We start from the raw sequence: 15,128 nt of genomic DNA, 5'->3' as shown, positions 1-15,128 counted from the left end.
ACCCTTTTTTTGATAATAATTCCGTCTTAGATATCAAAATATCTTACTATGTTTGAGGTATCGAAAACAGAACGGAGTTATTAATTATTTAAAACAAGCAAAGTATGAAAAGTTTAAGCTTTAGAAAAGAGTTGATAGGAGCACAAGAAGAGTTACTGCGCTTTGCATATAAATTAACCGCTAATCGCGAAGAAGCAAATGATTTATTACAAGAGACTGCTTTAAAGGCTCTAGATAATGAAGATAAATATATTCCTAACACAAACTTTAGAGGATGGATTTATACTATAATGCGTAACATCTTTATTAATAATTATAGAAAGATTGTACGCGAACAAACATTCGTTGATAAAACAGACAATTTATACCACTTGAATCTACCACAAGATTCAGGATTAGAAAGTGCAAGTGGAGCTTATGATTTAAAGCAAATGCACAAAATTGTTAATGCTTTACCAGATGAATATCGAGTTCCTTTTACAATGCATGTATCAGGATTCAAATATAGAGAAATTGCAGAAAAATTAGATTTACCTTTGGGTACAGTAAAAAGTAGAATCTTTTTTACTAGACAAAAGTTACAAGAAGATTTAAAAGATTTCTTATAAGAAAATAGACTTATAAAACATTTTTGGTGAGGTGGTTCAAAAAATTGAACCACCTTTTTTATTGAAATTATTTTAATTATGGAAATAATTCACTAATTTGTTCCCCGTATTAAAAAAACACTCTGAAAACATTTTATTCTGTAATTATAAAGTTATATTTGTGATTATAGATAAAACCTTGAAGTCATTCTAAAAATCTCTATCACTATGAAAAAAGAAATAAAATTCAGTTTAGTTTACAGAGACATGTGGCAATCATCTGGAAAATATCAGCCAAGAGTTGATCAATTAGTACAGATAGCACCATTAATTATTGAAATGGGTTGCTTCAGTCGTGTAGAAACAAATGGGGGAGCATTTGAGCAAGTTAACTTGCTATATGGCGAAAATCCCAATAAGGCGGTAAGAGCTTTTACAAAGCCCTTTAATGACGCAGGTATTCAAACGCACATGCTTGATAGAGGATTAAATGCATTACGTATGTATCCTGTGCCAGCAGACGTACGTAAATTAATGTACAAAGTAAAACACGCACAAGGAGTAGATATCACTCGTATCTTCTGTGGTTTGAATGATGTTCGTAATATCATACCTTCTATTCAGTATGCAAAAGCAGCGGGTATGATACCTCAAGCAACATTGTGTATTACATTCTCTCCTGTACATACAGTAGAGTATTATGCAAATATTGCTGATCAACTTATCGAAGCTGGTGCTCCAGAAATCTGTCTGAAAGATATGGCAGGTGTTGGTCGTCCAGTATTCCTTGGTAAATTAACTAAAGCTATAAAGGATAAACATCCAGAAGTGATTATTCAATATCACGGACACTCAGGACCAGGTTTATCAATGGCTTCTATCCTAGAAGTTTGTCAAAATGGTGCTGACGTTATTGACGTTGCTATTGAACCAATCTCTTGGGGTAAAGTGCACCCAGATGTTATTTCAGTACAAGCTATGTTGAAAGACGCAGGCTTTAAAGTTCCTGAAATCAATATGAGTGCATACATGAAGGCTCGTGCAAAAACACAAGAGTTCATTGATGATTTCTTGGGTTACTTTATGAATCCAGGTAATAAATTAATGTCTTCATTGCTACTTACAAGTGGTCTTCCTGGTGGAATGATGGGATCTATGATGGCAGACTTAGAAGGTGTACACTCAGGTATCAACTTGATGTTGAAGAACCAAGGTAAACCAGAACTAAGCATCGATGATCTATTAGTTAAACTATTTGAAGAAGTTCAATATGTATGGCCTATGGTAGGTTATCCTCCATTAGTAACTCCATTTAGCCAATATGTTAAGAATATTGCATTAATGAATATCTTGACAGAAGTAAGAGGCGAACCTAAGTTCTCTATGATGGATAAACATATCTGGGGTATGATTCTTGGTGAAAGTGGTAAACTTCCAGGAAAACTAGATCCACAGATTATTGCTCTAGCTAAAGAAAAAGGTTACGAGTTTACAGATAAAAATCCTCAAGATAACTATCCTGATGAATTGGATAAGTATCGTAAAGAAATGGATGAAAATGGCTGGGAATACGGAGAAGATGATGAAGAGCTATTTGAATTGGCTATGCACGATAGACAATACCGTGATTATAAGTCAGGTGTGGCTAAAGAACGCTTCTTAACAGACTTAGCTAAAGCTAAAGAAGAGTCAATGGCAGAAAAAGGATATACTGCTGAAGATATTCTTGCTATTAAGAGAGCCAAATACGAACCTGTAACTTCAGAGGTTAAGGGTCAAGTTATTTGGGAAATAGATGTAGATTCTCCTTCAATGGCTCCTGCTGTAGGTAAACACTTTAGTCCAGATGATATCTTCTGCTATATCACTACTAGCTGGGGTGAACATACACCTGTTAAAGCCAACTTTGATGGTAAAATTATTGAAGTTATAGCTAAACAAGGTGATAAGATAAATAAAGGTGAACCTTTAGCTTATATCGAACGTACAAAAGAATAAGTAAATACCTTACAAATAAAAAAGAGTGGAATTGAAAAATTCCACTCTTTTTTTATGCTTTAATAAGTTTCAGTATTAATATCCTGCTTCAGCATTAGCTTTGTTAATCATAGCTTCACTAGCATACATATATATATCTACTACACGGTTTTGAGCAGGCAATAGAGCTTCATCATATTGAGTATAACCCACACCTTGTACAGATTTAAACTGATAATCGTTTACTCCTTGAGATTGTAAGAAGCTCTTAACAGATTGTGCACGTCTATTGGATACAGTCATGTTTGCATCATAAGTACCTACTTTATCTGTTTTACCAAATACAGCAATGTCAATAGTAGGGTCTTGTCTTAAGATGTCTGCAAACTGGCTTAATGAGCTTCTTGACGCTGGACTAAGAGTAGAAGAGTTGAAATCGAAAAGAATACCAGAGTCAAAAGTAACCTTAACAGCAGCTAAGCCGTTAGTATCTTGTACTTTTTCAACTTGGGCTCCTTCGATTGCTGCAGCTTCAGCAGCTTTCTTATCCATTTTCTTACCAATGATAGCACCAGTACCACCACCAACAGCAGTTCCAATAGCTGCACCAATAACGGCACCTTTACCTTTACCTGCAATACCACCAATAATAGCACCTAACGCAGCACCTGATCCTGCACCAATAGCTCCACCTTTAGCTGTGTTTGATTGCATTGAAGCACAGCTTGCAAATAGAATTGCAAATGATAGGAAAAGAGCTGAAAATTTAAATTTATTCATAAGTCAATTAATTTTAGTCTCTAACAATAGATCCTTTCTTCAATTACTAAAACGATTAATGGATGTGTTTTGTTCTAGATAACTTTTAATATTTTGTTTAAAGTTATTACTATTCGAGAGTATATCCTTTGCTATCCTTACCCAACACTTTGTTTTTGATTGATACAAACCAAAGAGTAAGAAATGTTCCTTTACAAATACTTGTAATACTTACTGCCCACCATATTCCTTCTACGCCCAGAGCAATGCCACCTATGGCAATGCTACCAGTCAAAATTAAGGCTAACGGTATTCTAGAGTAATTAAAGAATATACTGATGATTGCTGGTGGAGTAGTTCTTCCTATGCCGTAGAATACTCCTTGGCTAGTTATCTCGAGTGTCATAAAGAGCTGTGATAGCCCCGATATTTGCAAATAGAGTCCTCCTGCCTTGAAAGCTTCGGGCTCATGGGGTACAAATAGGGAGAATACCTCGCTACCAAAAAATACAAATAGCAGAGTACATAGAGAACCAAATACCGCAGTCATTTTGAGGGTGACATGCCATGCTTTTATTACTCGATCATACTTTCCCGCAGCATAGTTTTGGGCTATAAAAGTACCCAATGCTGTAGAGAATCCTTGGGCAGTATTCCACGTAATCCCTTCAATGAGAGCACCTGTGGTAAGAGTCATAACTCCAATATGACCTCCGTATTCAGACGCTAAGCGAGATAAGAATAAGTTTACAAAAGCAAATAGTAAATTAAAGAGAGCAACAGGAGAGCCTAGTTTAAGAATTCGTTTTGTGTACTTCTTTTTTAATCGAGTAAAGAATGCAAAACCTCCTAATATTGGGTTCTTATATTTTATATTGTAGAAAAAGATTAAGAGTACAATAGCTTGTGAAATGATCGTAGCATAACCAGCACCGTCTGTACCTAGGTTAAAGGTAAATATGAATATAGGGTCCAATACCATATTGAAGACAAGCCCTGTTCCACTAATATAGAAAGGTATAGTACTTCTTCCTACCGAATTGTACATACCAGTAAAAGCAGATGTTAAAAAGATAAGTGGAAAGCCTAGGGATATGATTCTTAAATATGAAACGGCATTATTGGCGATTTCCCCTCCAGCTACATCATGTCCATCTAGTTTGAATATATCAATGATGGGGTGAGCAAAAACGATGAATATAAGTCCCCAAATGATGGATATAATAAGTGAAATTGTAAAGTTATGTGATGCAAAGCTACGTGCATCTTCTTCATTTTGTGCTCCAACAGATTGTGCAATACTAACTTCAGACCCAATTTTACCTAGGAGAGAAAGAGCTGTAGTCATCCATACAAAAATACCTACAGAACCTACAACAGTTGCAGCTTCACTACCTAAACGTCCTACCCATGCCATATCGGTTAAGCTGTAGGCCATTTGGATAAAAGATGTAGCCATAATTGGCATAGCTAGTTTAAACAACTGGCTATAGATAGGTCCCTGTGTAAGATTTTTAGTTCCTTTCATTTTTACCTTATAAAAAGAGTTTGTTTTATTTAGTATTAATCCTTAATAATAGCGCTTATAAAGGATAATTATATTTTTCCTACTGTAGATAGTTTCCTATACAATGGTAGTGACAATTGATTTCCTATTTGAAAGATCGATAAATAGATGTCTTTAGTCTTATAAAAAGCATTATAAATATTGATTTTACAAGGGCTTTCTTTAAGCGCACGCAAAGGTAGATATTATTAAAATAATTGCAAAACTAAGGAGATAAAAAGAGTATACTTCTTTCTATGGCTTAATTAGAAACAGAGTTTATCTGGTGTATTAATACGAATATTATTGGGCATTCTTTGTTTTTAATGTGTATGTTTGTAGTAACACTATTAGGGGTGCTGTCTATAATGATAGCTGAGATTACACCCTGAAACCTGATATGTTGTAATTGACATCGGAGGGAAATGGTTCATTTTATTTAAAGGATTAAAAGCCGTTTCGTTCATTCTTATACGAAATGGCATTTTTTGTTTTATACACTTCTCTTCTCTAGTTTAAAAGCAATGATATTAGGTCGAATGAATTTATATCGACTGTAAAATGAATGCATTAAAATCAATTTTAAAAGATATTGAGTTAATCAAAGCTCAATCCCCACTCATCCATAATATTACCAATTTTGTGGTAATGAATAATACAGCTAATGCTTTATTGGCTCTTGGAGCTTCACCCGTCATGGCACACGCATCCGAAGAGGTTGAAGAGATGACTAGTATTGCTTCTGCATTAGTGTTAAATATCGGAACCTTGAGTCCTACATGGATAGATTCTATGAAAATAGCAGGACGGACAGCTTCCTCCAAAAACATACCTATCATCCTTGATCCCGTAGGGGCGGGTGCGACTAGTTATCGTTCACGAATTTGTAGGGAGTTGATTCAAGATTGTAACCCTACTGTGATTAGAGGAAATGCTTCTGAAATCATGTCTTTAGTAGATGAAGAGATTCAAACTAAGGGGGTAGATAGCACCTCTTCGTCGCTTCATGCTGTGGAGTATGCGAAGGTTTTGGCTCAAAAGACAGGTGCAATTGTATCGATCAGTGGTGAGATAGATTATATCACAGACGGTACTCGTGTGAATGAAGTGAGAGGAGGTTCTCCTCTTATGCCTAGAGTTACGGGTATGGGATGTACTGCAACAGCGTTAACTGCGGCATTCTTAGCTGTCAATAAAAACGCATTAGAAGCTGCTACTCATGCTATGGAATTAATGAGTTGGGTGGGTGAGAAGGCTGCTAAACAAGCAAAAGGTCCTGGAACTATGCAACTTTTCTTCTTGGATGAATTATACCAGGTAGCAACTGGGGAGGTGCAAGCATGAAAAAGAGTTTAGATTTATCACTTTATCTAGTAACAGATCCTCAAGTAGCAGAAGGTAATTCTTTTTTGGAGGTAATAGAAAATGCTGTAAAAGGCGGGGTAACACTAGTCCAGCTTCGTGAAAAAGATTGTTCTTCAAGAGAATTTTATGATAAAGCTCTAGCAATCAAACATCTTCTATCCTCCTATGACGTGCCTTTGATTATTAATGATCGGCTAGATATAGCTTTGGCTGTCGATGCAGATGGCTTACATATTGGTCAAGAAGATATTCCTTATGATGTTGCTCGAAAGATCTTAGGTCCCGATAAAATAATCGGCTTATCTGTAGAAAATAAAACCGATGCTCTGCGGGCGAATAAGCTTGATATTGATTATATCGGTATTTCCCCCGTTTTTTCTACACCAACCAAAATAGATACTGCACCAGCTTTAGGATTAGAGGGCTCAAGGCTGATTAATAGCATATCCAAACATCCTAGTGTAGGTATTGGTGGCATTCATCTTCAGAATGCAGCATCTATTATAGCCTCTGGTTCTGATGGAATCTCAGTAGTTTCTGCTATTATGATGGCAAAAGATCCTTTTCGGGCTGCTCAAGAATTAAAACAAATTATTTTAAAAGCAAAAGACTATGAATAAGAAAACATATAAAAGAGTATTATCTATTGCAGGAAGTGATCCTAGTGGTGGAGCGGGAATACAAGCCGATTTAAAAGCTTTTTCAGCTTGTGGTTGCTATGGTACAACAGCTATTGTGGCAGTGGTAGATGAAAACACAGTGGGAGTAACTGGTGTTCATCCTATACCTGTAGAATTTGTAAAAGGGCAGATAACTTCTGTTTTAGATGATATAGGTGCTGATGCTATCAAAATAGGTATGTTGCACTCTTCAGAATTAATACGAGGAATCAAAGAAACACTCGATAAATATCAGATTAAGGATATTGTTCTAGATCCTGTAATGGTAGCTACCTCTGGAGATCCTCTTTTACAAGAAGAGGCCATTCAAACCTTGAAAGAGGTATTGATACCTCATGTAAGAATACTGACTCCTAATATTCCCGAAGCAGAGATATTGCTCGAACGCAAAATAAAGCATCAAGAAGAACTACCTGCTTTAGCTACTGAACTAGGTAAAAAGTATGGTGTGTCTGTTTTACTCAAAGCAGGGCATCTTACGGATGATGTTTTAATTGATATCTTTTATAATGTAGAGTCTGATGAAATAGTAGAACTAAAGTCAGATAGGGTATATACCTCAAATACGCATGGTACAGGCTGTACATTTTCTTCGGCAGTGGCAGCGTACTTAGCACACGATTTGCCTATGAATGAAGCGGTAAAAAAGGCAAAAGAGTATATGGTGAATGCGATAGAAAAAGGGGCTCATTATGAAATAGGTAAAGGACATGGTCCTGTTCATCATTTCTGGGATTTTTGGGAGTAAAAGCCCTACTATCACTTTATAAAGCCAAGTTAAAATATATAGCGTTAATACCTATCTCGGGGTATTAACGCTTTTTTTATCCCTAATAGTAAGTATATAATACGTAAAAAATAGCGAATTATAGCGATTGATAGGTCCTGTTTTTTGTGAGAAATTTGCATCGCAATAAAACAATAAATAAAATGGACTTAAGAAAATTACACTTATTATTACTCTCATTATGCTTATCAATTGGTGCTTTGGCAGAGACTGCGAAGCCGATTAGAATGATTGAAGGTATTGTTAAAGATACAGAAGGAAATCCTCTTCCTGCTGCAACTGTTTATATTGAAGGTACGACAACTGGTACAGCAACTAATGGGGAAGGTTTTTATAGATTGAAAATTCATGCCTTTAAGGAATCCAATATTACTGCTAAATTCCTGGGATATGAGAGTCTAACAATTAAAGTTAGTCCTCAAGTAGATCCTAAAAAGGTAGATTTTATATTAAAAGAAGAAAGCAACAGTCTACAAGAAGTTGAGGTTTTTGGAGTGCGTGATAAACAGCCCGATAAGTTGGATATGATTACTCGTATGCCTCTTCGTCCTAGTGAGCAGATTCAAAGTATTTCTGTAATATCCAATCGCTTGATTGAAGAGCAAGGATCTCAAACACTAACAGATGCTGTACAAAATGTTGTAGGAGTAAATCAGTTTGCAAACTTTGGGGGTGTTCAAGAAAGCTTGTCTGCCCGTGGTTATAGAGGTTTGCCCATCCTCAAAAATGGGGTTCGTGTACAGTCCGATTTTAGAGGTGGTGGCTTCTTGATGGATATGCAGGGTATAGAAAGTATTCAAGTTCTAAAAGGATCTGCTGCTGTAACTCAGGGTATTGGAAATGACTTGGGTAGTGCAGGAGGTGTAGTGAATTTGGCTACTAAAACTCCTAAATTTGTTTCCAGAGGTAATATCAATCTTCGTGGGGGTAGCTGGGGTTTAATCCGTCCCACATTTGATGTAGAAACAACTCTTAATGCCAAGAAAAATATGGCGGTACGGTTGAATGGAGCCTTTGAACGAGCAGATAATTATCGCAAACACGTGGAGAAAGATCGTATCTATGTCAATCCATCTTTAGCATGGAAAGCAAATGATAAAATGACTTTTGTAGCAGAATTCGATTATATGCACGATTCTCGTACTCCCGATAAAGGAACTGTAAACTTAGCAGCCGATAGTGTTTATGCTTTGTATGAATTACCTCATGATAAGTTTTTAGGTTTTAAGACAGATAGAAACATCTCCAACAACTTTACTTATGGATTGCGTGGAGAGTATCAAATCAATGATTTGTTTTCATTAAGAGCTGCATATATAGGTTCTAGTTTATCTACTGATAATTTGGGCGCTTCCAATCGTGTTTATAAAAGAGGAGCAGAAGGCTATAATATGCAACAAAGAAGTTTAGGACGTTCTGAGCGAGATGACAAAAACTCTACCTTACAAATAGACTTCATTGGTAAAGATGTATATACGGGTTTCATCAAACATACATTTCAAGTAGGGGTAGATTATCGTACTACCGATTTAACAACAACCTCTTATAACCCAGTACAAGTAGATGTTATAGATGTTTTAAAGGATGTAACCAACGAACTTCCAGGTAATATTCAAAAGCTTGAAGTCAATAAAGTACAGAAATCAAAAGAGTATGCGTATGGTTTGTTAGCACAAAATGTAATGTCTTTTACAGACTATCTAAAAGCAACTGTAGGTGTGAGATATAGCTATAATACAAGTACTGAGGAAGGTAGTTCTACCACTACTACTGGTGATGCTTGGAATCCTGTGTTTGGTATTATTATATCGCCAATTAAACAATTAAATATTTTTGGTTCATATACAACTACAACTAGTTTACGTTCTGCAGCCAATAAAATGAAAGATGGTTCTTTGGTAGGTTCATCTCGGTCTGATCAGTTTGAGGTAGGCATTAAATCGGATTGGTTTGATAATCGTCTTCGCTTCAACCTAACTTATTTCAATATTATGAATAAGAATTTGGCTTATCAACTTTATGATGAGGCTGATGCTGCTACGGGCTTATATGCTAAGGCAGGAGATTTACGTCGCCAAGGTATTGAAGCTGAGTTGTTGGGTAGATTATTACCTAATCTAGAAGTTATCCTAGGCTATTCTTATCTAAAAGCAGAATACAGAAATAGTCCTGCCTATCACGAAGGCTCTGCACCTATCAATACCCCTAGTAATACTGCCAATGCGTGGGTTTATTACACCTTTAATAGAGGAGCTTTGAATGGTTTATCTATGGGGATAGGTACTTACTATGTAGGAAAACGTCCCGTTAATGATTATAGTTATAAGGTAACTCATGCCAATTCTACCCCAAATGTAAAACCTTTTGATATGCCTTCTTATACAACAGTAAATGCTCAATTAGCTTATTCTGTAAAGAAGGTAAAGATGCAAGTGTTCTTTAATAATATATGGGATAAGCTGGGATATACCTCATACTATAGAGGAGGATATATTAATCCAATTGATCCTTTTAATGTTTCAGCATCTATCGGATATACATTTTAGACTATGAGGAAGTTCTTGAAAAAGCTACACCTAGTTTTAGCTCTACCTACGGGGCTGATTATCTCTATTATTTGTCTGACGGGGGCATTGATGAGTATTGATGAATACGTTCGTCCGATATGGTCTATGTGGCCTGAAATTTATAAGACACTTATGTTTTTGCATCGCTGGTTACTCGATCCCACTAAAGCGGTAGGTAAATTAGTGGTGGGTATTTGTACTGTATTCTTTATTGTCATTCTGCTATCGGGATTATTTATATGGTTGCCTAAAAAGTGGAGTAAAGTAAAAAATAATCTTCAGGTAAAATATAAAGCTGGTTTTGCTAGAAAAGTTCTCGATTTACATAGGGTATGGGGTATTTACTGCATGCTTATGTTGTTGCTATTGTGCTTCACTGGTTTGATGTGGTCATTCGAGGGATATCGTAAAACGGTATTTAATATGGTTACAGTTGATCGAGTTCCCGATCGAGTAGCGATTGTTGAAAGAAAAAATAGAGAAACTGGTGAAATAATACGTATCGACTTCAATGAAAAAGAAAATAGCTCTAAGGTTATGCGTTGGGCCTATTTACTTCATACCGGTAGGTGGGGAGGTTGGTTTGGTCCGTTACTAACGGGTACGGCTGCATTAATGGGTGCGACACTACCTATAACAGGTTATATTTTATTTATAAGAAGAATAAGACGCCAAAAGCGGAGTAAAAAGTAATCTATACTTTTGTTCCATATTGTTTTATGTATATGTTTTAGAAAGGGCTTATCAAACAGTTTTTGATAAGCCCTTTCTTGTATTCTGCCTATTCTTTTGACACCGATATGTCATCATCATGTCGGTGTCATCGTATCATCATGTCGGTGTCATGATGAAATGATGACTCTATACAAAAGATGTATTTGGGTTGCCTTCAAGTGTGTATAACACTCTATTTTAAAGAAAAATAGCTTATCTAATGATGATTTAGATAAGCTATTGATATACTCAATTTAAAATAAGTTTTTACTTCATTTCTGTAAGAATTTGAATAATTCTTTCTGCCGTTCTGCCGTCCCATCTTTCTGGGAGAGTTCCTTCTTTCCAATCTCCTTTTTGAAGTTTGATAAGAGCTTCTTGAAGTAGTTGAGGGTCTTCCTCTACCAACTCATTAGTCCCTATTTTCCATGTTTCAGGATGCTCTGCATAATTACTTAAAGTCATACAAGGAACACCTAAGAATGTGGCTTCTTCTGCTACATTTCCTGAGTCAGTGATGATAGCCTTAGCTCTATCTACAAGAAAAGCAAAGTTGAGATAGGTTTGGGAGGGCATAATATGGAAGTCAGGGCAGTCAAGCTCTAAGTCTATTATTGCTTTTTCAACATAAGGGCGAACTGGAGCTACAATAGGTAACCCATTCCTATTCTCAATAATAGTCTCTATTAATTTTCTGAAGTTAGCTTTATTTTCAATAATAGAATGTTTATTGATAGTAAGTAGAAGATAATTCTTTTCTTTAAGTCCTAACACATTAAACCAAGCAGGTTGAAGTAGTCTATTCCTATTATAGCGTATAGAGTCGATCAGAATATTACCCACATGGAATACCTTAGTATTGGAAGTACCTGTTTGAGTTAGATTTTTGTTAGCATCAGAGCCTGCTGTGAAGTGATAATCAGATAATCCATCTGTAATGACACGGTTCATTTCTTTCGGCATATTGATGTCGAAAGAGCGTGTTCCTGCCACAAGGTGGGCTACTTGCAAACCTCTTTTCTTAGCAATAATACAACAGCTCATTGTTGCGGTAAGGTCATCAACAACAAGAACCACCTGAGCAGGGTTTTGTGCTAATTCTTTATCAAAAGCAATCATAATGCCTGCTGCAAGTTCTGCAAATTGGGTGTTATTTACATTTAAGTACGCATCGGGTCCATTAATTCCTAAATCGGCAAACAAGGAGGCGTCCAGAGCAGGATCATCTTCACTTCCTGTGTAAACAAGGCGATAGCTTATTTTTTTACCTTCTTCTTTGTTCTTATCTATAGCTCTAATGATGGGAGCTATTTTCATGAAATTGGGACGTGCACCTGCAACAATTGTTATTTTCATTTCATAATCTTTTTTACAAAACAAAGATAATTCTACTAATTGATAGTTTATTGTTTTGTCATTATATTTTTAATATAAATAGAAATTCTCATTCTATTCTATATAAACACGATTATTTAGAAACTGTTTTGTTACATCTGCACTTCATCTCGTATTTGGAGCAAAATAATTGCAGTTTGTTTAACTCTTGCGAAGAAGAGTTTGCTAGTATAAAAAAAGCGTTGCAACTACTGGTTACAACGCTCCCTATTTATCATCTACTTAGAATCTTCTTTTTGGTTACTGATATAATCCCCAAGGAATGAAATAGATTCTCTATTTACACCAATTACATCAAAACTTACACTTCCATTGGAAAAGATAGTTATGATATAGCGATAATAATCATCACTACTATCTGCTTTTAGAGTAAGACTAATGCGGTTATCTTTTACTTTATCTATTTTATATGATTTCAATTTCGCATCAAAAGTGAGTCCATCTCCACCACCATAAGCAATATTAGTAGCCCTACCATAATAGGGTAGATAAGAGTATAATGAATCATTTCTCACTTCAATAGAATAAATAGACGAGGGATGAATAGTTCTTCCTCTAAAAGGAGTAGCTTGAGTCACTTCAACTTTAAAGCTTTTATTCTCGGTTACTTCTGTCTGAATCTGATTCCACAATTCTTCTTTTGATTTTTTTTCATCTTGTGCAAATCCTTCTATGCAAAAAAGAGTTGCTATTAGAAATACAATGTACTTTTTCATACGAGTCTTGATATTTGTTTGAATATAAATGATACAATATATATAAATATCGTTCGAGTGAATTCTATGTTTATTTTCTCTGACTAAAGAAGTGGTATTAAAGTGAAGTGTTACACCTATATAACACAAAAGGACCATGAATTGATCATGATCCTTTTATTCTAAGTCTATTATTGTGATAGAATTTTATCTAAATAAGTTTTTGAACTTATTGAATAACTTCTCTTTTACGTCTTTGGATGGAGTTATATTTTCTGATTTCTTTAAAGCTTCAATGTTTTTCTTATCTTCCTTACTTAGGGTTTCAGGAACGTATACACTAACATTTACTAGTAAATCACCTGTGCCTCTACCATATCCACTTATGCTTGGAAGACCTTTGCCTCGAAGTCTTAAAATCTTTCCTGGTTGAGTTCCTGGTTCTACTTTAACCTTGGCTTTGCCGTCTATAGTGGGAACTTCAACTGTTCCACCGAGTGCTGCAGAAGGAAAATCTAATAAAAGATTATAGATAACATCGTTTCCATCTCTGATTAATTCATCATGAGGAACTTCTGAAACTAGAATGATAAGATCTCCGGGTACACCATTGTGTTTCCCAGCATTACCTTTTCCTCCCATAGAAAGTTGCATACCATCCATTACACCAGCAGGTATTTTTACAGTAACAACTTCTTCGCCATACATAATTCCTTCACCAGAGCAATGGGTACATTTATTCTTAATGATTTTACCTTCACCATGGCAAGTAGGGCAGGTAGTGCGAGATTGCATAGTACCTAATATGGTTTGTTGAGTGCGTGTAACAGAACCCGTACCATGACAAGTACTACAAGTTTCTGTTCCACTATTGCCTTCAGCTCCCGTACCATGACAATACGAACAAGGTATATATTTCTTTATCTTGAACTTCTTTTCAGCTCCAGTTGCAATTTCTTGTAAGGTAAGTTTTGCTTTTACTCTTAAGTCGGAACCTCTAAACTTGCGAGTCTGAGCTCCGCCATCAGAGCCAAATCCACCAAAGCCTCCGAAACCTCCAAAACCTCCGCCTCCACGGCCACCAAAGATATCGCCAAACATGGAGAATATGTCATCCATAGACATACCTTGGCCACCAAATCCTTCAAAGCCACCACCAGCAGCTCCACCCATACCTGCATGCCCAAATTGATCGTAGCGTGCACGTTTGTCGGGATTGCTTAGTACTTCATAAGCCTCAGCAGCTTCCTTAAATTTGTTTTCAGCTTCCTTGTCACCTGGATTTTTGTCAGGGTGATACTGAATTGCTTTCTTACGATAAGCTTTTTTTATTTCGTCTGCTGTAGCGTCTTTATTTACGCCAAGTACTTCGTAAAAATCTCTTTTTTCCATACCAATTTCCTCTTAATTATTCTCCAACTACAACTTTTGAGTGACGAATCACTTTGTCGTTGAGCATATAACCCGTTTGTACACAGTCTAAGATCTTTCCCTTTAATTCTTTAGATGGAGCAGGAATAACAGCTATCGCTTCATGATAGTCTGTATCTAGAGGCATTTCTTTGGTTTCAATCATTTTAACTCCGTTCTTTTCTAGAGTTTTCATTAATTTATCATAAATAAGATCAACACCCGTTTTTACTGCCGATACGTCAGTTGCAGTCTCCATTGTCTGGATAGCTCTTTCAAAATCGTCAATTACAGGTAAGATGCTTGATATGCTTTTTTCTCCACCATTAAGAATAAGCTCTGCTTTTTCTTTGAGTGTACGCTTTCTATAGTTATCAAATTCAGCAGATAAACGTAAGTATTTATCTTTTTGGTCTTCAATAACTTCTTGTAGCTTTTCAATAGTTTTTTGAAAATCATCCTCTGCATTTGCTTCTATATCTTCATCAGAATTAGTTTCTTCCTTCTGATTTGTTTTAGTTGCATTTGCTTCATCTTGTAGAATGTCTTCTTTATTCAACTCTTCATTCGTGTCTCCACAAGCTGAGGTATTTTTATTCTTATTCATATCTTGGGCTATTATTTATATTCTTAATTTATTCTTATT

General features: G+C 35.9%; 13 protein-coding genes. 7 read left to right on the top strand and 6 right to left on the bottom strand.

All coding sequences use genetic code 11. From position 1 onward, the window contains the following. Positions 1-104: 104 nt before the first annotated feature. Both K8V80_RS01825 and K8V80_RS01820 read left to right on the top strand, forming a co-directional pair. Positions 105-608, top strand: coding sequence for an RNA polymerase sigma factor (locus K8V80_RS01825; protein WP_006744516.1), 504 nt, complete (start codon positions 105-107; stop codon positions 606-608). A gap of 207 nt (positions 609-815) precedes the next feature. Continuing rightward, entirely contained in the window at positions 816-2,585 is a 1,770-nt protein-coding gene (locus K8V80_RS01820) for an oxaloacetate decarboxylase (protein ID WP_006744517.1), read from the top strand. A 75-nt stretch (positions 2,586-2,660) separates the two neighbouring features. Here the strand turns inward: K8V80_RS01820 and K8V80_RS01815 are convergent, their stop codons facing one another. Together K8V80_RS01815 and K8V80_RS01810 are read right to left on the bottom strand one after the other, a co-directional pair. Continuing rightward, positions 2,661-3,344, bottom strand: coding sequence for an OmpA family protein (locus tag K8V80_RS01815; protein ID WP_006744518.1), 684 nt, complete (start codon positions 3,342-3,344; stop codon positions 2,661-2,663). A gap of 109 nt (positions 3,345-3,453) precedes the next feature. Further along, the gene (locus K8V80_RS01810; protein WP_006744519.1) at positions 3,454-4,851 is read right to left on the bottom strand and encodes an MATE family efflux transporter; all 1,398 of its coding nucleotides are present in this window, start codon (positions 4,849-4,851) and stop codon (positions 3,454-3,456) included. A gap of 579 nt (positions 4,852-5,430) precedes the next feature. Here K8V80_RS01810 and thiM point away from each other — a divergent pair. The 5 genes from thiM to K8V80_RS01785 all read left to right on the top strand — a co-directional run bounded on the left by thiM (position 5,431) and on the right by K8V80_RS01785 (position 10,961). Beyond that, positions 5,431-6,213, top strand: coding sequence for a hydroxyethylthiazole kinase (gene thiM / locus K8V80_RS01805; protein ID WP_006744520.1), 783 nt, complete (start codon positions 5,431-5,433; stop codon positions 6,211-6,213). Continuing rightward, positions 6,210-6,854: a thiamine phosphate synthase gene (gene thiE / locus K8V80_RS01800; RefSeq protein ID WP_276775034.1), complete on the top strand. Its 645-nt coding sequence runs from the start codon at positions 6,210-6,212 to the stop codon at positions 6,852-6,854. Before thiM ends, thiE begins: the two co-directional genes overlap by 4 nt. After that, on the top strand, positions 6,847-7,662 hold the full coding sequence (gene thiD / locus K8V80_RS01795; RefSeq protein ID WP_276775033.1) for a bifunctional hydroxymethylpyrimidine kinase/phosphomethylpyrimidine kinase: 816 nt from the start codon (positions 6,847-6,849) through the stop codon (positions 7,660-7,662). The genes thiE and thiD overlap by 8 nt, the downstream gene beginning before the upstream one ends. Before the next feature lie 182 nt (positions 7,663-7,844). Continuing rightward, entirely contained in the window at positions 7,845-10,247 is a 2,403-nt protein-coding gene (locus K8V80_RS01790) for a TonB-dependent siderophore receptor (protein WP_276775031.1), read from the top strand. 3 nt (positions 10,248-10,250) lie between these two features. Next, the gene (locus tag K8V80_RS01785; RefSeq protein ID WP_276775029.1) at positions 10,251-10,961 is read left to right on the top strand and encodes a PepSY-associated TM helix domain-containing protein; all 711 of its coding nucleotides are present in this window, start codon (positions 10,251-10,253) and stop codon (positions 10,959-10,961) included. A 288-nt stretch (positions 10,962-11,249) separates the two neighbouring features. Here the strand turns inward: K8V80_RS01785 and K8V80_RS01780 are convergent, their stop codons facing one another. The 4 genes from K8V80_RS01780 to K8V80_RS01765 form a co-directional block, all read right to left on the bottom strand. Beyond that, positions 11,250-12,338, bottom strand: coding sequence for a UDP-N-acetyl glucosamine 2-epimerase (locus K8V80_RS01780; protein ID WP_276775027.1), 1,089 nt, complete (start codon positions 12,336-12,338; stop codon positions 11,250-11,252). A gap of 257 nt (positions 12,339-12,595) precedes the next feature. Further along, positions 12,596-13,093 carry a DUF4251 domain-containing protein gene (locus K8V80_RS01775; RefSeq protein WP_276775025.1) on the bottom strand — a complete coding sequence of 166 codons (498 nt, stop codon included), beginning with the start codon at positions 13,091-13,093 and terminating at the stop codon, positions 12,596-12,598. A gap of 186 nt (positions 13,094-13,279) precedes the next feature. Then, positions 13,280-14,464, bottom strand: a complete 1,185-nt coding sequence (gene dnaJ / locus K8V80_RS01770) for a molecular chaperone DnaJ (protein ID WP_276775023.1) — start codon at positions 14,462-14,464, stop codon at positions 13,280-13,282. 16 nt (positions 14,465-14,480) lie between these two features. Then, positions 14,481-15,089 carry a nucleotide exchange factor GrpE gene (locus tag K8V80_RS01765; protein WP_006744530.1) on the bottom strand — a complete coding sequence of 203 codons (609 nt, stop codon included), beginning with the start codon at positions 15,087-15,089 and terminating at the stop codon, positions 14,481-14,483. Positions 15,090-15,128 lie beyond the last annotated feature (39 nt).

Source organism: Bacteroides coprosuis (assembly GCF_020741705.1).
Taxonomy (GTDB): domain Bacteria; phylum Bacteroidota; class Bacteroidia; order Bacteroidales; family Bacteroidaceae; genus Bacteroides_E; species Bacteroides_E coprosuis.
Note: the sequence above shows the minus strand (reverse complement) of the source record. Positions and strands in the feature narration are given on the sequence as shown.